The following is a 20,652-nucleotide window of genomic DNA, read 5'->3' on the forward strand; positions in this document are numbered from 1 at the left end:
TTAGTTGAGCCGGGAAGGCAAAACTGCAAGCAGGTTAAGACTCTAAGGAGAGACCATGGAACTATGTAAGAAGAGCAAGGCTAAGAAGGCCCAGAAGCAGGCAGAGAAGCTGCTGGCGAAGGCTACTAAGAAGTCCGGTAAGAAGGCAGATAAATTGACTGCTCTAGCGGAGAAAAAGTTCAGTCGTGCCGAGAAGTTGACCGGCAAAAAAGCACACCAGCTCGGCAAGAACGCTCGCTCGGTTGCCCAGGATGGCGTACAGAAGGCTGAAAAGATTCAAGGCAGCCTTGCCGATAAAATTCAGTCAAAGGTGAACGATGTAACACCTGCGGTAGAAGGTGCTGTAGCTCAGGCTCGAATCAAAGCAGCCGGCGTTGCCTCAACTGTGGCCGGTAAGATTTCGGATGTAGAGGCACCGGCTGCGGTTGAAACTCTAGCAACCAAGGTGACCGGCGATAAGAAAGCCCTGAAAAAAGCTCAAAAGTCTGCCGCTAAGGCCGCTAAGTCTTATGCTAAGGAACAGAAGAAGGCTGCTAAGAGTGGCGGCAAGGGCCTATTGGTCTTTGGCCTGCTGGTTGCTGGCCTTGTTGCTGGCGTTGCTGCCTACAAGGCTTCACGCCCTGTCGAGGATCCCTGGAAGACCCCTGCGGCCTAACCTTTCCTGCCTTGAGTTAAAGAAGGGGGGCCTGTCTCTATAAGAGACAGGCCCCCCTTTCTGTGAAAATTGGTGGGGCCGGGCGCAAAGCTCTACCAGGAACATGCGACGCAGGGCAGGTGAGGGGGAAATCTGGCGGGCTAGCACCCTTGAGGTGCTGTTCATGGGCTAGGTCTCATCTGAAGACAAAAAGAAACCCTAGGCTTTTCAGCCTAGGGTTTCTTTGAACTAAATTTAAATCGGCGATGACCTACTCTCCCACACCGTCGCCAGTGCAGTACCATCGGCGCTAAGAGCCTTAACTTCCGGGTTCGGGATGGGACCGGGTGTTTCCCTCTTGCTATAATCACCGAAGAGTGGAGGCGAGGGGACTCGAACCCCTAACCCCCTGCTTGCAAAGCAGGTGCGCTACCAATTGCGCCACGCCCCCGTGGTGTTATGCTTCTACTCTACTACACGTTTTTTACACGCGCAACACCAGCCTATCAAATGAGCGGTTAGTTGCACCACACTATTTTTATTTTTCTTGAGCTAGCTCTCCGCCAAATACCTAAGGTAACACCCGGGTTCTTGCAAAATAGCCTGCCAGTCCCGAACCATCTCAAGTTCCCTCCAGGACCTCAAGCGCAGGCCCCACTCCCCTATTTCCCACACTTGCTCATCACGGAAGTCGGCAAGCGAAGCCAGCAGGGGGCTGTGCGTGCAGAGGATAACCTGACCTCCAGATTGCAGAAAATCTAGGATTCGCGCCAAGAGCTGGAGCTGACCGTTCAAAGAGAGACCAGATTCCGGTTCATCAAGAATCCACAGGCCGTAGTTTTCCTGAGCGTATTCCAAAAACCGTTGAGTACTCTCACCGTGAGAGAGCCTGAGCATCTTCTTGGCCCGGTCAGATTGCAGCTCTGCCAGGTACTCAAGATGTGCAAGCAAGCCTTCTGCCCGCAAGAAAAGACCGGCACGCCGCCGCGCAGCCCCGCGCACTACCTGTAAAGCAAAACCAAAAGCAGATGAATTTTCATAACCGGGCCGGGCAACCTGCGCATCACCACCACCTAGGGGTAACCCGTAGGCCTCAGCAATAGATTCCACCAGGGTTGATTTACCTGCCCCGTTTTCACCCGTTATGACGGTCAGCGCACCAAAATCCAGCCCATCAAGAGCACGACGAGTGATGGCGAGATTATAGGGCCAAGCACCGCTTGGGGCAGGTTTGTCTTCAGCTCTAGCGATAATGCGTCTCAGCGGAAGGTTGAGGAATTCGGTCATAGCCTCAACTTTAGATTGCTGAGGTTTTGTGACCCAAGGCCTTAGGAAGAAAAATTATTATGACTTGCTCTCACGGAACATGAGGCTTCTAGCCTAGTGAGCACGGGAGATAAACGGTACCGAACAGTCAGCCAAACGGCCCAGCTTTTGGAACTAACAGTACGAACCCTGCACTATTGGGGTGAAATACACCTACTACGCCCCAGTAGACGCGGTAGTGAGAGCGCTCGTCTCTACACGACTCAAGATATCGAGAAGGTTCAACACACCCTTATCTACTGAGCCACCGGCTCCCTGTGACTCACTCCAAGCATGTTCTTATTGCACAGGGCTAGAGCGCTAGTCCACGATTCACTGCCCACTAGGATGCCCAAGAGCCGGGACTCACGGAATGGCTCGTTGCCGCTATCGTATCCAATGCAGCTGCCCACGGGGTAAGCATGGAGACAGCAGAGTGGGCCTAAAACTCACCCACGAAAAGGGGTTCCTAACCGACTGCAATCAGGAACCCCTTTTCCCTTGGGTGCATGCTAGGCCTTGAGCTAGCCAGCAACACCCAAAAAGTTAAAGCCGGTGTAGGCGTAGAGGAAGTCCTTAGCAATCCATAGGATACCGCTGATAACAGCGAGGACTAAAACAACAAAGATCAGATAGGCGGCAGTACGGGCAAGGAAATTCGGTTCGGTTTCAAGCACTGCGCCTTCTTCCGTTTCACCGGCGGCACCGCTCATCAGCCGTACCGCCAAGGCATACAGGGCAGGGAGTCCAGCGCCAAACACCAGGCCAGCCAAGAATACGGGGTAAATCTTATGAAAGATATCGACAATCAACATTAGGCACCGGCCTTCCCACTAGCGGGCAAGGTTTCTTTAAGCACCTCACGAGCAGTGACTGCTTCACCCGAATGCAGATCAATGTGGCTAACAGCGCTCTTGCGGGAATGAGCCCACATTAAGAAGCAGAAACCAACCAGGATTAGGAAGACAGTTGCTTCCCCCACCCAGTTACTATCGGTGAAGAGGTTGATGTAGTTACCGACAAACCAGGTGATAGCGCCGACTGCACCGGCTGCGGGCAGAGTAATAATCCAGGCGATCACCATACGGCGGGCGGTTGACCAGCGTACCTTTGCGCGACGCCCCAGGCCCGAACCAATGATGGAGCCGGTCGCTACGTGGGTTGTCGAAAGCGCCATACCAAAATGGGACGAGGTCAGAATGATAGCCGCCGAAGAACCGTCAGCTGCAAGCCCCTGGGGTCCGTCAATATCGACGATGCCTTTACCCAAGGTCTTAATGATGCGCCAGCCACCCAGATAGGTTCCCAATGCGATAGCGGCGGCGCAGACAAAACGAACCCAGAAAGGAATTTCAGCATTAGGGTCAACTTTCTGGGCAGCAACCAGAGCTAGGAAGATAACGCCCATGGTCTTCTGAGCGTCGTTTGTACCGTGAGCCAAAGACATGAGAGAGGCAGCTGAAATCTGACCGAAACGGAAGTTTTTCTTCTTACGGTTAGCAGATACCTTGCGGGTTGAGGCGTACACCAGAATGGTACCGATACCTGCAACAGCACCGGCAATCAGCGGAGCCATCAGAGCAGGAACGATGATCTTCATCAGCACACCTTCCCAGAGCACCCCATCTGTGCCAAGTGAAGCTAAGGTTGCACCGATGAGACCGCCAAAGAGGGCATGGGATGAGCTAGATGGTAGCCCCAACAGCCATGTGAAAACGTTCCATAAGATAGCGCCCACCAGACCGGTGAACACAATCAGCATGAGGCTTGCCCCATTGTCTGTGGTGTTAAGATCTACCAGGCCTTTCCCCACGGTTTTAGCCACTTCAATGGAGAGGAAAGCGCCTACCAGGTTAAGGACAGCTGAGAGAGCCACAGCTACTTTGGGCTTGAGCGCACCGGTAGCAATGGAGGATGCCATAGCGTTTGCTGTGTCATGAAATCCGTTGGTGAAGTCGAAAGCCAAAGCTGTGAGGACGACAATCGCCAGGATGATCAGTTCTGTAGTCACGTATCTATTGTTGTTGCCTCAGCAGATTTTGGAAAACTTCAACCCACCACCAGATGAGAAGAGCCTTAAATATTGTTTAAGTTTCATAAAACCCAAAAAACGCATACAAACAGGAGCGTGAGGGCAGGCCGCAGGCTAGTCAGAATTACGTTATTACTAGTCAAAGGTAATTTTTAAAGCCATCATTCTTTAAAACAATATCTCAAAGCAGGGCTTTTAGGGCACAAACCCACACGCTGCTCTGGCAACAACAATCCTCAACACAAATTTGTTTACCTAGTGTTCACCTTAAAGCCCCGTGGCTTTTATCACCCACCCTACCCAAACTCAACCCTTAGTTGAAGTAATACAGAGTGACCTTAATACAAAAGAAAGGCCCCGATCTTTTGATCGGAGCCTTTCCATCACATTTAATTCGGCGATGACCTACTCTCCCACACCGTCGCCAGTGCAGTACCATCGGCGCTAAGAGCCTTAACTTCCGGGTTCGGGATGGGACCGGGTGTTTCCCTCTTGCTATAATCACCGAAGAGTGGAGGCGAGGGGACTCGAACCCCTAACCCCCTGCTTGCAAAGCAGGTGCGCTACCAATTGCGCCACGCCCCCATCGGGTGCTACCTATGAAATTTTATCTGTAGCTTCTTCCCAAGTTTTTTTATTCTCCTGAGAATCCTTGGCTACCTTTGTTGCTATTGCCGTAGCAACTGCAACCAGTGTGATTGTCATAAATTTCTTCATGCCAACCTTTCAACCAAGGTGAGTGGGCGTACCAGGAATTGAACCTGGGACCTCTACATTATCAGTGTAGCGCTCTAACCGTCTGAGCTATACGCCCTTGGTGTTCATCAGAACGAAATATAACTTTACACAGATTTTGGAACCTTGCCAAATCGAAAAGATATGTTCTGACTCACATCCATTTTTGAGGTCAATAGCCACCTGCCCCATAAACCCAAGGCGGCTCCCCTCCCCCCGATAAGGGGGGCGAGAAGCCGCCATGAAAGCTACTGAGAGGTTTTCAAACCTATTCGTCAGTCAGAGTGACCCCCACGCCGCCAACAAGCTTAGCGGCGACGTTGTAGAGCATGGCAGACAGGGTGCCCAGCAGAGTAAACAGAACAACATTGATAACCGAGATAATCGTGCTGTAGAGCGCTACCTGACCCAGCGACAGGTACTCCGAGATATCCACGGCGTCACCGGTAGTACCCAAGAGCTGCAGCAGGTCATTAATGCTCTGGAAAGCACCTGAAGCCTGCATAACCAGCCACAGGATCACAGCTGCAACAACCGTGACAATACCGACAGCCACCGAAAGTAGGAAGACCAGCTTAGCAACGGAGAAGGTGTCAACCTTTGCAACTACCAGACGGGCACGACGAATCTTAGACCGAGGGGCGGGACGAACCAGCGGCTTACGCTGAGGTCCTGCCGAACTGGAAGTGCCGCCAGCTCGGTTTCGAGCCTGCGAGGCACGCGGAGTGCCAGTTCGCGGTGCGGGGCGCGGGGCTGTGCCCTTGCTATTGGTACTCACTAGTTACCTCCGTGTGCTTCTGCGGAATCAGCATCAGTATCCGCCGGTGATGTGTCATTTTCTAAAGTTACTTCATCTGCCGGATTTTCTGAGCTTTCGGCACCGTTTTCGTCGGTGTCTTCTGCCTCATCAATGTTGCGTTCAAAGTTACGAGCAACTTCAAGAATCTCATCATTCTTACCGGGCTTAGCAAAGATAACACCCATGGTATCGCGGCCCTTAGCGGGAACCTCGGCAACAGCGGTACGAACCACCTTGCCCGATTGCATAACAACCATGACCTCATCTTCTTCGCTCACAATGAGGCCACCCACCAGATCACCACGGTCTTCTGCCAGCTTTGCGACCTTGATACCTAAGCCACCACGCCCCTGAACACGGTACTGATCAACCTGGGTGCGCTTAGCATAACCACCAGCGGTGACAACGAAAACAAAGGAGTCATCGGTGACGACGTTGGCTGACAAAAGCTCATCGCCTTGACGGAACTTCATGCCGGTTACACCGGATGTCGCACGACCCATGGGGCGCAAGGCTTCGTCGCTGGCAGTAAAGCGTAGCGACTGCCCATGCCTAGAGATCAGGAGCAGGTCGTCCTCAGCGCTTGCCAGCTGGGCAGAGACCAGCTCATCACCCTCGCGCAGATTAATCGCAATCACACCTGCGGCACGGTTGGTGTCATAGTCAGATAGCGCGGTCTTCTTGACCAGGCCCCGCTTAGTGGCAAGCACCAGGTACGGAGCATCCTCATAGGATTTCAGTTCCATGACCTTTGCTATGGTTTCTTCGGGCTGGAAAGCTAACAGGTTAGCAACATGCTGGCCCTTGGCGTCGCGCCCTGCTTCCATCAGCTCGTAAGCCTTGGTACGGTACACACGCCCCAGGTTAGTGAAGAAGAGAATCCAGCTGTGAGTGGAAGTCACAAAGAAGTGTTCCACCACGTCGTCGCCACGCAGAGCAGCACCCTTGATTCCCTTGCCACCACGATGCTGGGACCGGTATTGGTCGCTCCGGGTACGCTTGACGTAGCCACCACGGGTAATGGTAACGACCATTTCCTCTTCGGGGATCAGGTCTTCCATCGACATATCACCGTCGTAGCCCATCAGAATCTTGGTCCGGCGCTCATCACCGTAACGGCCAACAATCTCTGAGAGCTCCTCGGAGATAATAGTGCGCTGGCGGTCCTCAGAAGCGATGATGGAGTTGTACTCGTCAATCATGCGCATGAGCTCATCGTGACGATCCTGGATCTTCTGACGCTCCAGAGCAGCCAGGCGACGCAGCTGCATGTTGAGGATAGCCTGAGCCTGAGCCTCATCAATATCCAGAAATTCCATCAGCCCGGTACGTGCTTCATCGGCGGTGGGTGAACGACGAATGAGGGCAATAACCTCATCCAGGGCATCCAGAGCCTTCAGCAGGCCGCGCAGAATATGCGCTTCTTCCTCAGCCTGGCGTAGACGGTACCGAGTACGGCGAACGATAACTTCCATCTGGTGGTTAACCCAGTGGCGGATGAAGGCATCGAGCGAAAGCGTGCGGGGCACACCATCCACGATAGCCAGCATGTTAGCCGAGAAGTTTTCCTGCAGCTGGGTGTGCTTATAGAGGTTATTCAGCACAACCTTGGGCACCGCATCACGCTTGAGCACGATGACCAGTCGCTGACCGGTACGGCCAGATGTTTCATCGCGTAGATCAGCGATGCCGGTAATTTTGCCATCCTTGACCAGTTCAGCAATTTTGACAGCCAGGTTATCTGGGTTGGCCTGGTAGGGCAATTCAGTGACGACGAGGCAGGTGCGGCCATGGATTTCTTCGACGTTCACCACGGCACGCATGGTGATAGAACCACGCCCGGTCCGGTAGGCATTTTCAATGCCCTTATGACCCAAGATAGTGGCGCCGGTGGGGAAGTCAGGACCCTTAATACGGGCAATCAGCGCCTCAAGAAGCTCTTCGTTCGAGGCCTGCGGGTTCTGCAAGAACCACTGCACACCCTCGGCTACTTCGCGCAGGTTATGCGGCGGAATATTGGTGGCCATGCCCACGGCGATACCCGATGAGCCGTTAACCAGCAGGTTGGGAAAGCGGGAGGGTAGGACAACAGGTTCCTGATTCTTACCGTCGTAGTTGGGCTGGAAATCTACGGAGTCCTCGTTGATATCCCGTACCATCTCAAGCGCCATGGGGGCCATCTTGGTTTCGGTGTAACGGGGAGCTGCCGCACCGTCGTTACCTGGTGAACCAAAGTTACCCTGCCCCAGGGCCAGGGGGTAGCGCATGACCCAGTCCTGAATCAGACGAACCAGGGTGTCATAAATAGCGGAGTCACCGTGGGGGTGGTACTGCCCCATCACTTCGCCCACAACGCGGGCACACTTGTTGAAGGAGCGTTCGGGGCGGTAGCCACCGTCATACATCGCGTAAATGACGCGACGGTGCACAGGCTTGAGGCCATCGCGCACATCGGGAAGCGCACGGCCAATAATGACCGCCATAGCGTAGTCCAGGTAGGAGCGTTCCATTTCGGAGCGTAGGTCAACTACCTCGACCTTATCGCCGGGCCCCTCTGGGGTATCAAGCAGCTGGCCCTCTAGGGGCTGTTCTGAGCCCTTGGTGTTATCGTCGCTCATAAGTTCCTCTTCTTTGTCCTTGACCTATATATTCCAGATTTTGCATATATTCCCTTTGTGGAATAAATGCCTTAGATATCAAGGAAACGAATGTCTTTTGCGTTCTGCTGAATAAACTCTCGACGGGCTTCGACGTCCTCACCCATCAAGATGGAGAAAATCTGATCAGCGGCAGCAGCATCTTCCATGCGAACCTGCAGCAGGGTGCGGCGAGCAGGATCCATGGTGGTATCCCAGAGCTCGGTGTAGTCCATCTCACCCAGACCCTTGTAACGCTGAATGCCATTATCCTTGGGCAGGCGCTGGCTCTTGGCATAACCACGCTCTAAGGCAACATCGCGCTCAGCGTCCGAGAAGACGTAGTCGTGCGGAGCATTAGACCATTTGATCCGGTACAGCGGAGGCTGAGCCAGATAGACGTAGCCTGCCTCAATCAAGGGACGCATGTAGCGGAAGAGCAGGGTCAGTAGCAGGGTAGTGATGTGCTGGCCATCGACGTCCGCATCGGCCATCAGCACAACCTTGTGGTAGCGAGCCTTCTCAATGTTGAAGTCCTCACCGATGCCGGTTCCAAAAGCGGTAATCAGTGACTGAATCTCAGCGTTTGATAGGGCGCGGTCAAGGCGAGCGCGCTCAACGTTAAGAACCTTGCCGCGCAGGGGCAAGATAGCCTGGGTCTCGGGGTTACGGCCGCGTACAGCAGAACCACCCGCGGAGTCACCTTCCACCAGATAAATCTCGGATACCGAGGGGTCCTTTGATGAGCAATCCTTGAGCTTACCCGGCATAGAGCCGCTCTCCAGCAGGCCTTTACGGCGGGTAGTTTCACGCGCCTTACGGGCCGCCAGACGCGCCTGGGCAGAGGTAATAGCCCTGCGGACAATCTCTTTACCGGTTGAGGGGTTACGTTCCAGCCAGTCGCCCAGTTGGTCCATAATGACGCGCTGAACAAAGGCTTTAACCTCGGAGTTACCCAGCTTAGTCTTGGTCTGGCCCTCAAACTGGGGTTCAGAAATCTTGACTGAGACCACGGCGGTAAGACCTTCACGGACATCCTCACCGGTCAGATTGTCGTCCTTTTCACGCAGGAGCTTGTTCTCACGAGCAAAACGGTTAATCAGGGTGGTCAGTGCAGCACGGAAGCCCTCTTCGTGGGTACCACCCTCGTGGGTGTTGATGGTGTTGGCATAGGTGTGGACCGACTCCTTGTAGGCAGCAGTCCACTGCATAGCAACTTCCAGGCTCATCATGCGGTCGGTGTCTTCGGTTTCAAAGGCGATGACATCATCGTGCACGGTCGCAAGCTTCTTTGAAGTGTTCAAGAAGTTGACGTAGTCGTAGAGGCCGTTCTCGTACATGTAGGTGACGCTCTTGTAACCCTCAGCGCTAGGGCCGACCTGGTTGAGTGGTAGGGTAGCGGGTTTGTCCTCACCGGCAACCTCATCACCTTCGTGCAGCTCTCGCTCATCGGTCAGACGGATAGTCAGACCCTTGTTGAGGAAGGCCATCTGCTGGAAGCGAGCACGGAGGGTCTCGAAATCAAAATCGACGGTTTCAAAGATTTCGGGGTCGGGGTAGAAGGTCTGCGTGGTGCCGGTAGCGTCGGTGGCTTCACCGCGAGTCAGGGGCTTAGCGGTTTTACCGCCGTTAGCGTAGCTGATGTGCCAGCTGTAGCCCTGGCGGCGCACTTCGGTTTCAACGCGTGTTGAGAGAGCGTTAACGACCGAGATACCCACGCCGTGTAGACCACCCGATACCGCATAGCCGCCGCCACCAAACTTACCGCCCGCGTGCAGAATAGTCATAACAACTTCAACGGTGGGCTTTTTCTCGGTGGGATGTTCATCTACGGGAATGCCTCGCCCGTTATCGGAGACTCGAACTGCGCCGTCTTTTTGAATGACGACCTCGATGAGGTCCGCGTATCCGGCCAGAGCTTCGTCGACAGAGTTATCGACGACTTCATAGACCAGGTGGTGCAGGCCGCGTTCCCCGGTTGAGCCGATGTACATACCGGGGCGCTTTCGCACAGCTTCAAGGCCTTCGAGGACCGTGATGTCGGCGGCGCCGTATTCGTGGGAAGTTTCTTCAGTTGCCACGGGTGATTAGGCTCCTTGCATGGTCGGTATCGCGCCCAATGGTCAGGCACAAGATGCTGGCAGTATAGGCAGACAGATCATCAAGGCCCGCTTATTCTGGGCGCGCGTATTCTCTGCCAATTCTACCGCACCGGGGCTTTTTTCTCCCCGCTTTACAAGGTTTTAGAGGGCTATCTGCTCGCAGAAGGCGCTTATTTGGCCTTCCCAGTGCTTTACCCCCTCAGCCTGTAGGCTCTCACAGCTTGAGGGGTCAAACCGTCCAGAGGCGATTTTTCCAGTAATTTACCCGTAAGTATCTCGTGGCCCGCGACCACCGGGGGCAACCCGCAGCCCCTTTTTCCAGGAGGGGGCGTTGGGGCCGAAGGCTTTGACATCACGCACCACCTCATCACCTAGCTCGCTGTTAAAGCGGCGAATGATGTCGTATTTCATGTGCCGCACCTGCACAGCCCAAGCTGTTGATTCGCAACGGACGGTGATAACCCCATCATCAAAGCTGTCCGGGGTAGTTTTGCTTGCCAGTTGCGGTCCCACCAGTTTGTCCCAGCGAGCCATGACCGATGAAACTGCCAAAGGGGTACTCCAGCCCCGCTCCATCATGACGCGATCCAAGAGGCCAGCCAGGCTTTGGGGATCCCTGACACTGGGCCCAGGCCCGGAGTACCCCCCGAGCTGGCCGGCAGTCGATAGGGAGTTGTACCGTTTGACTTTTGCACCGGGTTCAGCGTTCATCACCCGACCGAAATCTTTAATGATTTTTAGGCCGGCTAGGCCCTGAACCCGCAGTTCACCGCGAGCTTCTTTAGCCGCTCGGATACGGCTCAAGAGAGCGGCGGGGGCATCTAGACCATCCGCATCATATTCTGTATAAGGAATATCTTTGCTCATGGTGACTATTCCGCACTGTCCATACGATGGTTGAAGCTTTCATCAACATCTGCTTTGCCCTGGTCAACACGAACCAGCACAATCTGTCCTAGCTCCTGGGGTATATCGCTCACTACAGCACAGGTTACAAGAACCTGTTCAGCACCTGCCACAATCGCGCCCAGACGGTGACGGCGAGCAATATCTAACTCAGCAAAAACATCGTCAAGAATCAAAATTGGGGATGCCCCTGTCGAATCATTATCTGCAAGGTGAACATACCAGGCAGCAAGTTTAAGGGCTAGAGCATAAGACCAGCTTTCACCGTGGGAAGCAAAACCTTTCACAGGGATCCCGCCGAGTTCTAGGGCCAGGTCATCACGATGGGGCCCTACCAGGGTTATTCCTCGTTCGACCTCTTCAGACCGTTTTTGTTCCAGGGCACGGATAAGTGCCTGTTTTATATCCTCTACACCCATGAGAGCTGCCTGGGGGAGGGTTTGACCCGAGATCGTAGGGAAGACAGTAGATTCGTAGTTGATGCTGACGCTTTTTGAGCCATCAGTTAATTGCCCATAGGCACGCTGAAGCTGGGGAAGCACCAGCGAAAGGGTCCGCAGCCGAGCCTGCAAGAGGTAAGCCCCGCTAGTAGCTAGTTGCTGATTCCAGACCTCTAGAGTGAACGCATCTTCTTGCACAGATACACGGCGGCCCCGCATAGATTTCAGCAGGGAGTTTCGCTGACGCAAGATTTTCTCGTACTCAGAACGATATGCGGCCACAGCTGGGCGCAAAGAAACTGCTAGGTCATCGATAAAGCGTCTTCGGCCGACTGGCTCACCTTTGACAAGCTGCAGGTCTTCGGGAGAAAACAGGACGGTTCTTGTAACACCAAGAGCTTCTCTTGCCCGGACGGGAGCTGCCCTATTGATACGCACCCGATTACTTTTCCCAGGAGCTATCTCAAATTCGAGGACCGTTTGTTGGTTGCCCCGAACGGTGCGGGTACGAATGTAAGCGCGTTGGGCCCCCACACGTACGAGCGGTGAATCCTGGCTGACCCGGTGAGAGGCAAGTTGCGCGGTGTAGTCAACTGCCTCGATGATGTTGGTTTTACCTACCCCGTTAGGGCCAAGAAAAACGGTGACGCCTGGGGTCAGCGGCAGGTTCAGTAGTCGATAGGTGCGGTAGTCCATCAAGGATAGGTGGTCGATGTACAGCGCGTACTCCTTGACGTTATGAGAGGGGGGCTGAGAAAGAACCTTTACTGGTTCTGCAGGCGGATAGGCATTAGCAGGTAACGGTAGTTTTTCTCGTCCTCAGCCTGCCAGTCTTCCTGTTCAGAGAGCACAACGGGCTTGCGAGGGTCGGTGAAAGAGAACCTCACAAATTTGTTGGAAGCAAAGGTATGGAGGCCTTCGGACAGGTAGCTGGGGTTGAAGGCAACCGTAATATCTTCACCGTGAAGATGTGCCTGCAGGGTTTCGGATGCCTGAGCGTCTTCGCCTGTGCCGGCGTCGAGGGTTACCTGGCCCTGGCTGAAAGCAAGACGAACAGGGGTGTTTCGTTCGGCTACCAGTGATACGCGGCGAACAGCCTCCATCAAATCTGAGGTACGGATAATTGCGTGTACCGGGGTGACTTCGGGAAAGAGCGAACGAATCTTGGGGTATTCGCCGTCTACGAGCAGGCTTGTCGTCCGGCGGGAGTCAGATTCAAAGCCTACAAGTTCGTGGCTGTTAGAGAGAGCAATAGAAAGATCACCGGCACCACCGAGTGTCTTGGCGACCTCCGACAGTGTTTTAGCTTTGATGAGGGTTGCTGTTGAGATGGAAGGGTCTGTGGGGTTCCAGGTCAGTTCACGCATGGCTAGACGGTAACGGTCGGTAGCCAGCAGGGTGATCTGATCACCTTCAATTTCCATGCGAACACCGGTCAGAATTGGCAGGGTGTCGTCTTTGGAAGCTGCTACCGATACCTGGCTCACTGCTTTAGCGAATTCGGTACCTTCCACGGTGCCTGAGATTGCCGGTAGCGCTGGTAGTTCCGGGTAGTCGTTCACAGGCATTGATGAGAGGTTGAAGTTTGAGGAACCGCATGAGAGATGGACTTTACCTTCGTGCAGTTCAAAGAGAACGTCTGCCTTAGGTAGGGAACGGCAAATCTCAGCAAGCAGGCGGCCCGATACGAGAGCTTGGCCTTCTTGGGCAACATCAGCTGCGATATTTAGCTTTGCTGAGGTTTCGTAGTCAAAACTTGCGATGGATACTTCACCTGAAACTGCCTTGATGAGCAGACCTGAAAGGACAGGCACCGGAGGGCGAGGGGAGAGGGAACGAGCGGTCCAGCTAACCGCCTCTGCCAGGGTGTCGCGTTCAACAGTAAATTTCACTGGAGCACCTTCCAAATCTCAAAACAGTAGAAGCCCGCGATAACGGGCATATTCAGACTCTCAGTCTACCGGACTCATCCCCTCTTGAACCTATGACCCTAGCCCTATCTGAGCCTTGGCTTTGGGCAGAGATCCGAAAACTACAGAAGAGCGTTCCCAAAAGAGTGCGAATTTCTGTAATTACAGAGAGTTCTTACAAGGGGTAAGCAACCGGCTAGGGCCATGTAATTACAAGAACTCTCGCCAGGGGAAACAGGATCGGGACAATTTTTTGTTATTTGCCTTTTCTTCTTTAAAGGTCGTAGTGTTAATAACCCTTGTGAAAACTGTGGAAAACTCAATTTGAACCCAGCAAATCAAGGATTTCCCTGTGGGGCTATTGTGTAGAAGTAAGGCCCAATCTGTGAATGAATAGTGTATGAATATTTATGCAAAAAATGAACTGCACACCTTTTGAATATCTATGCACTTAACCTCCACATTAAAACCCCGCCAATAGCAAGTTATCCACAGGGGTGTTGAAAGCCCATTTCTAGCGTGATGCGTCCCTGGAACCCTGTTTGATGCGGTTCGTCAACTCAGTTACCTGGTTGAAAATAGGCCTACGTTCGGCCATCAGATTGCGAATCTTCCGATCGGCGTACATAACAGTGGTGTGGTCACGGTCGCCCAGCTCCTGACCAATACGGGGCAGGGACATGTCCGTGAGCTCTCTCAACAGGTACATTGCAATCTGACGGGCATTGACCAGAGTCCTGCTCCGTGACTTGGAGCGTAAATCCTCAAGAGTGACATCAAAGTATTCCGCAGTAGCAGAAAGAATCTGCGAAGCAGTAATCTCGGGGGCACCATCATCGAGCAAAAGGTCCTTGAGTACCTGTTCAGCCAGTTGCATATCAACGGCCTGCTGCTGCAAGGACGCAAAAGCGGTCACACGAATCAGCGCACCTTCAAGCTCACGGATATTGGTTGAGATATGCGAGGCAATATACTCCATGACATCATCGGGAACATTGAGCCCCTCATTCTGGGCTTTCTTGCTCAAAATGGCGATACGCGTTTCTAGCTCAGGCGGCTGAACATCGGTAATCAAACCCCACTCAAAACGCGACCTCATACGCTCTGCAAAGCCTGTGAGCTGCTTGGGCGGTAAGTCCGATGTAATCACGACCTGCTTCTGATGGTTATGCAGGGCATTGAAAGTATGGAAGAACTCTTCCTGGGTGCTATCTTTACCTGCCAGAAACTGAATATCGTCAATCAGGAGCATATCGACGTTACGATAAATCTGCTTGAACGACGTATCGTTCTTGTCTCGAATCGAGTTAATGAAATCGTTGGTGAACTCTTCTGAATTCACGTAGCGTACTCGAAGCCCTGGGTAGAGACTCTTGGCATAGTGACCGATGGCGTGAAGCAGATGGGTCTTACCCAGCCCCGAACCACCGTAAATAAAGAGTGGGTTATAGGCAGAGGCAGGGGTCTCCGAGACAGCGAAGGCGGCCGCATGGGCAAAGCGATTGGACTGGCCAATCACAAAGCTATCAAAAGTGTATTTAGGGTTCAGCCGGGCTGTTGAGTCCCACGTACTAGATTCTCTGGGGCTTTCCTGACGAGGCTCAACATCGTGGGAGATACTCTGCCCAGAGTAGTTGTCTGTATCGGCAACCGCCGGAACATCAGAGATATCTGAAGGCGCATCGGCTACTCCTTGCTGTTCAGAGCCGCGGTCAATAAACCCGCTGGTAGCTTCTGCCTGTGCCGGTTCAATAAAACTGGTGGGGGAGTGATCTACTACTGCCGTCGCCTGTTGCTGCGCTACCGATGACGAAGGCTCAGCAGCAACTTCTGGCTTCTTCACAAGGCTGGTATCAATGATGAAAGCCTCAGTCACACCGGGCCCAAAAGTAGCTCTAATTGCTTCTTGCAGGGAGCCTTTGAGCTCATGCTGGAAAATATCACGGGTAAATTCGCTGGGGACCGCAATCAGCAGAACATTGCCCATGAAAGCATGAGGCTGAGCCAGCCCAATATGTGCGCGGTGGCGTTGCGCTACCGATGTATCGGCACGCAGCAGGGTCACCAAGTGCATCCACTTCTTTTGAAGCTCAGGATCCATATAATCGCCCACAGGCTCTCCTTACAAGACGCGCAACTAGAAAACTTACCCACAGCTTACCCATAGATACCCTGAGAATATCACCATGTTATCCACAGGGTGGATAAGATGTGAATTGCTGGTGGGGTACCTGTCCACAGTATGTGATTAAAGTGCGGTTTGCCAGCTTAAAGTCGTGAAAAATACAACTTACAACTTTTTGCGAAGACCTGTGGATAACCTGCGCTAAGAGATTCTTATCGACAAGCTATCCACAGATGTGCCTAACCTCTCTCCACTGCCTGTGATTAAAGACCTACGCCCCTTAGGCTTGACCTTGTATAGCCCCGTCTTCTAGAGTTGATTAGTCAAAGTGTGCTAGGAGTATGCCCATACTAGGTATGCCCCGCCCTCAACGGCGGCCTACACATCAGCAAGAAGCGTCAACCTGTTCGAAGAACTGTTGAAAGGTTGGCCCCCGTACCAACCACTTTTGGAGTAACCAGATGAGCAAGCGGACTTTCCAGCCGAATAATCGCCGCCGCGCCAAGAAGCACGGTTTCCGTCTTCGCATGCGCACCCGCGCAGGCCGCGCTATCCTCGCGAACCGTCGTTCAAAGGGCCGCGCAAGCCTCTCAGCATAAGGCTTTACTATCTCCTAACCAATCGGCCTTCACTCCATGCAGGCCAGCGTACTAACGCAGCCCGCCGAGACAGACCGAACCGAAAGGGGAGAGCACGTGCTGGCACAGCAGCACCGGATGAGAGCTTCGGCTCAATTCTCACAGACTACACGTTCCGGCGTCCGATCAGGACGCCGGAACTTAGTTCTATATACAGCCAAATTAAACGAAGAACCAACCCTTATCGGTTTCATCGTTTCTAAAGCCGTGGGTAACGCCGTTACCCGCAACAAAACCAAACGCCGCCTTCGAGAACTAAGTGCCCACTTTCTGACAGAGCATCCCGAGGGCTATTCCATTGTGCTCAGAGCCCTACCGGCCGCGGCCTCAGCTAGCTATGCTGAGCTTGCCTCCGACCTCGAAAGCGCTCTTCTATCCAACCTCAAAAAACTCGGGGGCAATCCCAATAATCATGGCCTTGCCGCTACCCCCGTCGCCCCTCATGGAGAGGAACTCTAAAACACATGAGTGCCTCCCGATACACCGCCCCCCAGGAACCCACCCCTAGCGACAAGGACATCTTGCTAGAAAAAGCTCCCCACGAGTTTGTGGTTCCGACCTCTCTGACCCAAGCGGCGCTGGTCCTACCTCAGAACCTTCTAATCGCTTTTATCAAGATTTACCGAGCTATCGTTTCGCCCCTCTACGGCAACGTATGCCGGTACTACCCAACATGCTCCGCCTACGGGCTAGAAGCAGTTACAAGCCACGGTGCCATCCGCGGCCTCTCTCTTACCGTTCGCCGTATTCTGCGGTGCCATCCCTGGGCTACGGGCGGTCTTGACCCTGTTCCGGCCGGCAAACGCACTTTTGCGCCCGGCCAGGAACCTAAGATAATTCTTCTAAACCATCCACACCGGCACCATCACCACCAGTAACTTCTCGGTGCTAGTGCTTGTCCACCACAACCGGCTCACATCTCGCTGAGCCAGGGAGAGATACATGTTCGACATCATTCTCTGGCCCTTCAAATGGATTGTTTCTGCAGTCCTTTGGGCATTTCATGAACTTTTCACCGCTATCGGCATGGACCCCGGATCGGGCGTCACCTGGGTATTGGCCATCATCGGCCTCACCCTTGTCATGCGAACCCTGACGATCCCGCTTTTTATGAAGCAAATCAAGGCCATGCGTGGCATGCAGGAATTGCAACCTGAGCTTGCTAAGCTCCAGGCCAAATACAAAGGGAAAACCGATCAACTTTCCCGCCAAGCGCTGGCTCAGGAACAGATGGCGCTTTACAAGGAAAAGGGCTCTAACCCGCTAGCATCCTGCCTGCCTATTATCGTGCAGATGCCCATCTTCTTCGGCCTTTTTCAGGTGCTCAACGGTATCCCTAAGGCGGCAGCTAATGGCCAGGGCATCCTGATCCTTGACAATGTTAAGGTCGAACAATTCAACGACGCCTATATCTTTGGTGCCCCCCTCTTCTCCACCATGACGCACCCCGGCAACGGCAACCACACCGCAACTATTGCCCTGGCCGCAATCATGGTAGTGCTGATGAGTGCAACCCAGTTCTACATCACCAAGCAACTCTCAGCTAAGAACATGTCGGATGCCGCTAAGGAATCCCCCATGTACCGCCAGCAGCAGATTATGCTCTATATTTTGCCTCTAATCTTCGCAATCTCCGGTATCAACTTTCCCCTAGGTGTGCTGGTCTACTGGACCGTTTCTAACTTCTGGACCCTGGGCCAGCAGTACTGGGTTATCAAGAACAACCCCACCCCCGGTTCTCAGGCTGAACGCGAACTCAACGAACGCCGTGCCGCTAAGGGCCTTCCGCCCGTTGGCAAGACCAAGGAACAGCACGAGCAGGAACTTGCTGAACAGCGTGAACGCGCAGCCCGCGGGCAGCGCCAGCAGCCTGTCAGTAAGAAGCGCCAGAAGCAACAGAATAAAAAGAAAAATTAGCGGTAGCTACAGGAGAAAACATCATGACTGAAGCCCCCGAAACACCGGATGCCGCGCTAGAAGACAACTTTGAAGACGAAGGTGACATTGCCGCTGACTACCTTGAAGAGCTCCTCGATATCGCCGATATCGATGGAGACATTGATATCGAGGTACGTAACGGCCGCACCTATCTTTCCGTAGTCACTGAAGACGGTAACAATGAGGACCTTCAAGCCCTCGTGGGTAAGAACGGCGAAGTGCTCGACGCTCTTCAAGAGCTAGTGCGCCTCTCTGTGCTGGCCACTACCGGCCAGCGCACCCGCCTGATTTTGGATATTGCAGAGTTCCGGGCAGGCCGCCAGCAGGCGCTGCTCACCATGGCCGAAACAGCTATCGCTCAGGTCAAAGAAACAGGGCAGGAAGTCCACCTGGAGCCCCTTGGCTCCTACGAGCGCAAACTGATTCACGACATCGTGGCAACCCACGGTCTCTACTCTGAGTCTGAGGGCTCCGGGCCCGGCCGCCACATCGTCATTGCACCGGTAGAGGACTAAAACGTGAGTGAAGAAAATACCCAGCTACCTGAACTGGTCGGCCCCTCCCTGGTGGCTGCTGACCAAATCTTTGGCGACCGCCTCCCCCTTGCCGAACGCTACGTTGAGCATTTGGCAACTAGCGGTATTGAGCGTGGTCTGATTGGTCCGCGTGAGGTTCCTCGTCTCTGGGAGCGCCACGTGCTCAACTGCGCAGTTATCGAGGAGCTTATTGAGAAGGATGCCAAAGTGGTGGATGTGGGCTCCGGAGCGGGGCTTCCAGGGCTCTGTCTGGCTATAGCCCGCCCAGACCTCCAGATAACTCTGATTGAGCCTCTGGAGCGCCGAGTTATTTGGCTGACAGAGGTAGTTGAGGACCTGGGATTAGACAACGTAGGCATCCTGCGCTCGCGGGCTGAACAGGCCGTAGGGCAGGTGGAAGCAGACTATGTGACTGCTCGTGCCGTATCTGCCCTGGTAGGGCTTCTGGATATCACTCTGCCGATTCTGCGCGGTACCGGCCAGCTTCTTGCTCTCAAAGGGAAGAGCGCGGCAGATGAGATTACTAAAGCATCCAAAAAACTTACCCGATATGGAGCGAGGGAAACCGAGATTCTTATTGCAGGTCAAGACCTGCTAGAAGAACCCACCACAGTGGTTCGGGTTAGTTTGTAAAACCCACTAGAACTGGCACTCTTCCCTAAGGTCCGGCAGTCCTGAGCGAACTGCCGGACCTTTTTGTTGCCTAGTGCATGGTAAAACCGGGGTGTCGGCATTGAGATTTTAAGGAGTGTTTCATGTGAAACATAAAATAAAATTTTATAAAACAACCTATATAAAGCACTCTATGTGTAGAGCTTTAGAGTTTCCTCAGGAAGCGGGTAGTCTTATACAGACGAGAACATAGACCTACCCAGGGGAGAACCCGGTGCCCACTATCTCAAACATTCCTGATTTTGGCTTACCCCCAGAACCTCAAGATGCGACCGCTAAGCCCGATCGCGGTTCCCATGTTTCACGTGAAACACGTGAAAAACTCGAACGCACCGACAGTGTAGCCATTACCCAAAACCCCATTGCACAGCAGGCATACAGCGCTAAGCAACAACTGCAGCAACTTGATGGTGAGCAGCTGGGAAGGCCCGCTGAAGCCCGAATCTTTACCATCTCTAACCAAAAAGGTGGAGTTGGCAAAACATCTACTGCCGTCAATCTTGCTGCCGCCTTTGCAAGTAAGGGAATGAATGTCTTGGTCATTGATAATGACCCGCAGGGGAATGCCTCGACAGCACTGGGTATCGATCACGGTATTGACGTTCCATCGATTTACGACGTACTGGTCGATGATAAACCGCTGGCGGATATCGTCCAGCCGTGCCCCGACCTTGAAAACCTGTGGTGTGCACCTTCTAACATTGATCTTGCAGGTGCTGAGATTGAGCTGGTTTCTATGGTTGCCCGTGAAACCAGGCTCAAGAATGCACTTTCAGATTATATGGCGGCTCGGGAAATGGCGGGGGAGCCTCGGCTGGACTATGTCTTCATTGACTGCCCTCCCAGCCTGGGGCTGCTCACCATTAATGCCTTTGTTGCCGCTCGTGAAGTCCTCATCCCTATTCAGTGCGAATACTATGCGCTGGAAGGGCTGAGTCAGCTCCTAAAAAATATCACTATGATTCAGAAGCACCTCAATGCAAATCTGCATATTAGTACCATCCTTCTCACCATGTATGACGGTCGAACCAATCTTTCTGCTCAGGTAGCAGAAGAGGTGCGTGAACATTTCCCTGAACAGGTTCTCGATGCTGCTATTCCTCGGTCGGTGCGTATCTCTGAGGCACCAAGCTACCAGCAGACCGTCATCAGCTACGATCCGCAGTCATCGGGTGCAATTGCTTACCTTAAGGCCGCCGTTGAAATTGCCCACCAGGGTGACTAGCGCCTTGTAAAGAATCTTT

At 53.5% G+C, this 20,652-nt stretch carries 20 protein-coding genes, 3 tRNA genes and 2 rRNA genes; 9 read left to right on the forward strand and 16 right to left on the reverse strand.

Translation table 11 applies throughout. The annotated features are described in order from the left end of the window. The first annotated feature begins 55 nt into the window (after positions 1-55). Complete coding sequence (locus tag ACN08Y_RS03435; protein ID WP_419111840.1) at positions 56-655, forward strand: hypothetical protein; 600 nt, start codon at positions 56-58, stop codon at positions 653-655. Between the two features lie 237 nt (positions 656-892). Here ACN08Y_RS03435 and rrf (ACN08Y_RS03440) read toward each other — a convergent pair. From rrf (ACN08Y_RS03440) to ACN08Y_RS03450, 3 genes are all read right to left on the reverse strand, one after another. Continuing rightward, positions 893-1,009 (reverse strand): 5S ribosomal RNA (rrf, locus tag ACN08Y_RS03440). A 3-nt stretch (positions 1,010-1,012) separates the two neighbouring features. Continuing rightward, positions 1,013-1,085, reverse strand: a tRNA-Ala gene (locus tag ACN08Y_RS03445). A gap of 101 nt (positions 1,086-1,186) precedes the next feature. Further along, positions 1,187-1,921: an AAA family ATPase gene (locus tag ACN08Y_RS03450; protein WP_419111440.1), complete on the reverse strand. Its 735-nt coding sequence runs from the start codon at positions 1,919-1,921 to the stop codon at positions 1,187-1,189. 96 nt (positions 1,922-2,017) lie between these two features. Between ACN08Y_RS03450 and ACN08Y_RS03455 the strand changes: the two genes are divergently transcribed. Further along, positions 2,018-2,203, forward strand: coding sequence for a MerR family transcriptional regulator (locus ACN08Y_RS03455; protein WP_419111841.1), 186 nt, complete (start codon positions 2,018-2,020; stop codon positions 2,201-2,203). 260 nt (positions 2,204-2,463) lie between these two features. Here ACN08Y_RS03455 and ACN08Y_RS03460 read toward each other — a convergent pair whose 3' ends face one another. From ACN08Y_RS03460 to dnaA, 13 genes are all read right to left on the reverse strand, one after another. Continuing rightward, entirely contained in the window at positions 2,464-2,754 is a 291-nt protein-coding gene (locus tag ACN08Y_RS03460; protein ID WP_419100779.1) for a hypothetical protein, read from the reverse strand. Next, positions 2,754-3,950, reverse strand: a complete 1,197-nt coding sequence (locus ACN08Y_RS03465) for an inorganic phosphate transporter (protein ID WP_419111842.1) — start codon at positions 3,948-3,950, stop codon at positions 2,754-2,756. The genes ACN08Y_RS03460 and ACN08Y_RS03465 overlap by 1 nt, the downstream gene beginning before the upstream one ends. Before the next feature lie 413 nt (positions 3,951-4,363). Then, positions 4,364-4,480: ribosomal RNA gene (gene rrf / locus ACN08Y_RS03470) — 5S ribosomal RNA — on the reverse strand. A 3-nt stretch (positions 4,481-4,483) separates the two neighbouring features. Then, positions 4,484-4,556 (reverse strand) — tRNA-Ala (locus ACN08Y_RS03475). 12 nt (positions 4,557-4,568) lie between these two features. Continuing rightward, positions 4,569-4,676 carry a DLW-39 family protein gene (locus ACN08Y_RS03480; RefSeq protein WP_419100715.1) on the reverse strand — a complete coding sequence of 36 codons (108 nt, stop codon included), beginning with the start codon at positions 4,674-4,676 and terminating at the stop codon, positions 4,569-4,571. Between the two features lie 35 nt (positions 4,677-4,711). Then, positions 4,712-4,785: transfer RNA gene (locus ACN08Y_RS03485), tRNA-Ile, on the reverse strand. Positions 4,786-4,974: 189 nt separating this feature from the next. Further along, positions 4,975-5,484, reverse strand: a complete 510-nt coding sequence (locus ACN08Y_RS03490; protein WP_419100716.1) for a DUF3566 domain-containing protein — start codon at positions 5,482-5,484, stop codon at positions 4,975-4,977. Further along, a complete protein-coding gene (gene gyrA / locus ACN08Y_RS03495) occupies positions 5,484-8,123 on the reverse strand; it encodes a DNA gyrase subunit A (RefSeq protein ID WP_419105197.1) in 2,640 nt (879 codons plus the stop codon). The genes ACN08Y_RS03490 and gyrA overlap by 1 nt, the downstream gene beginning before the upstream one ends. A gap of 71 nt (positions 8,124-8,194) precedes the next feature. Next, a complete protein-coding gene (gene gyrB, locus ACN08Y_RS03500) occupies positions 8,195-10,222 on the reverse strand; it encodes a DNA topoisomerase (ATP-hydrolyzing) subunit B (protein WP_419100718.1) in 2,028 nt (675 codons plus the stop codon). 282 nt (positions 10,223-10,504) lie between these two features. Next, positions 10,505-11,110, reverse strand: a complete 606-nt coding sequence (locus tag ACN08Y_RS03505; protein WP_419111843.1) for a DUF721 domain-containing protein — start codon at positions 11,108-11,110, stop codon at positions 10,505-10,507. Positions 11,111-11,115: 5 nt separating this feature from the next. After that, positions 11,116-12,309 carry a DNA replication/repair protein RecF gene (gene recF / locus ACN08Y_RS03510; RefSeq protein ID WP_419111870.1) on the reverse strand — a complete coding sequence of 398 codons (1,194 nt, stop codon included), beginning with the start codon at positions 12,307-12,309 and terminating at the stop codon, positions 11,116-11,118. Between the two features lie 44 nt (positions 12,310-12,353). Further along, positions 12,354-13,481, reverse strand: a complete 1,128-nt coding sequence (dnaN, locus tag ACN08Y_RS03515; protein WP_419100720.1) for a DNA polymerase III subunit beta — start codon at positions 13,479-13,481, stop codon at positions 12,354-12,356. A gap of 532 nt (positions 13,482-14,013) precedes the next feature. After that, the gene (dnaA, locus tag ACN08Y_RS03520; RefSeq protein ID WP_419111871.1) at positions 14,014-15,600 is read right to left on the reverse strand and encodes a chromosomal replication initiator protein DnaA; all 1,587 of its coding nucleotides are present in this window, start codon (positions 15,598-15,600) and stop codon (positions 14,014-14,016) included. A gap of 485 nt (positions 15,601-16,085) precedes the next feature. Here dnaA and rpmH point away from each other — a divergent pair, with 485 nt between their 5' ends. The 7 genes from rpmH to ACN08Y_RS03555 all read left to right on the forward strand — a co-directional run bounded on the left by rpmH (position 16,086) and on the right by ACN08Y_RS03555 (position 20,633). Further along, positions 16,086-16,223: a 50S ribosomal protein L34 gene (rpmH, locus tag ACN08Y_RS03525; protein ID WP_083091541.1), complete on the forward strand. Its 138-nt coding sequence runs from the start codon at positions 16,086-16,088 to the stop codon at positions 16,221-16,223. A gap of 96 nt (positions 16,224-16,319) precedes the next feature. Next, positions 16,320-16,721, forward strand: coding sequence for a ribonuclease P protein component (rnpA, locus tag ACN08Y_RS03530; RefSeq protein ID WP_419100721.1), 402 nt, complete (start codon positions 16,320-16,322; stop codon positions 16,719-16,721). Between the two features lie 5 nt (positions 16,722-16,726). After that, a complete protein-coding gene (gene yidD, locus ACN08Y_RS03535) occupies positions 16,727-17,140 on the forward strand; it encodes a membrane protein insertion efficiency factor YidD (protein ID WP_419105199.1) in 414 nt (137 codons plus the stop codon). 64 nt (positions 17,141-17,204) lie between these two features. Then, complete coding sequence (gene yidC, locus ACN08Y_RS03540) at positions 17,205-18,179, forward strand: membrane protein insertase YidC (RefSeq protein ID WP_419105200.1); 975 nt, start codon at positions 17,205-17,207, stop codon at positions 18,177-18,179. A gap of 23 nt (positions 18,180-18,202) precedes the next feature. Beyond that, positions 18,203-18,715 carry a protein jag gene (locus tag ACN08Y_RS03545; RefSeq protein ID WP_419105201.1) on the forward strand — a complete coding sequence of 171 codons (513 nt, stop codon included), beginning with the start codon at positions 18,203-18,205 and terminating at the stop codon, positions 18,713-18,715. Between the two features lie 3 nt (positions 18,716-18,718). Next, on the forward strand, positions 18,719-19,369 hold the full coding sequence (gene rsmG / locus ACN08Y_RS03550) for a 16S rRNA (guanine(527)-N(7))-methyltransferase RsmG (RefSeq protein WP_419100725.1): 651 nt from the start codon (positions 18,719-18,721) through the stop codon (positions 19,367-19,369). A 433-nt stretch (positions 19,370-19,802) separates the two neighbouring features. Then, on the forward strand, positions 19,803-20,633 hold the full coding sequence (locus tag ACN08Y_RS03555; RefSeq protein ID WP_419100752.1) for a ParA family protein: 831 nt from the start codon (positions 19,803-19,805) through the stop codon (positions 20,631-20,633). The last annotated feature ends 19 nt before the right edge of the window (positions 20,634-20,652 follow it).

It is taken from the genome of Rothia sp. P5764 (assembly GCF_048512965.1).
Lineage (GTDB): Bacteria > Actinomycetota > Actinomycetes > Actinomycetales > Micrococcaceae > Rothia.

Excerpts from the sequence above, each read along its gene's own strand:
- ACN08Y_RS03435 (WP_419111840.1), top strand. The coding sequence starts at position 56 with ATGGAACTATGTAAGAAGAGCAAGGCTAAGAAGGCCCAGAAGCAGGCA.
- ACN08Y_RS03450 (WP_419111440.1), bottom strand. The coding sequence starts at position 1,921 with ATGACCGAATTCCTCAACCTTCCGCTGAGACGCATTATCGCTAGAGCT.
- ACN08Y_RS03460 (WP_419100779.1), bottom strand. The coding sequence starts at position 2,754 with ATGTTGATTGTCGATATCTTTCATAAGATTTACCCCGTATTCTTGGCT.
- ACN08Y_RS03480 (WP_419100715.1), bottom strand. The coding sequence starts at position 4,676 with ATGACAATCACACTGGTTGCAGTTGCTACGGCAATAGCAACAAAGGTA.
- gyrA (WP_419105197.1), bottom strand. The coding sequence starts at position 8,123 with ATGAGCGACGATAACACCAAGGGCTCAGAACAGCCCCTAGAGGGCCAG.
- ACN08Y_RS03505 (WP_419111843.1), bottom strand. The coding sequence starts at position 11,110 with ATGAGCAAAGATATTCCTTATACAGAATATGATGCGGATGGTCTAGAT.
- dnaA (WP_419111871.1), bottom strand. The coding sequence starts at position 15,600 with ATGGATCCTGAGCTTCAAAAGAAGTGGATGCACTTGGTGACCCTGCTG.
- rpmH (WP_083091541.1), top strand. The coding sequence starts at position 16,086 with ATGAGCAAGCGGACTTTCCAGCCGAATAATCGCCGCCGCGCCAAGAAG.
- yidD (WP_419105199.1), top strand. The coding sequence starts at position 16,727 with ATGAGTGCCTCCCGATACACCGCCCCCCAGGAACCCACCCCTAGCGAC.
- yidC (WP_419105200.1), top strand. The coding sequence starts at position 17,205 with ATGTTCGACATCATTCTCTGGCCCTTCAAATGGATTGTTTCTGCAGTC.
- ACN08Y_RS03545 (WP_419105201.1), top strand. The coding sequence starts at position 18,203 with ATGACTGAAGCCCCCGAAACACCGGATGCCGCGCTAGAAGACAACTTT.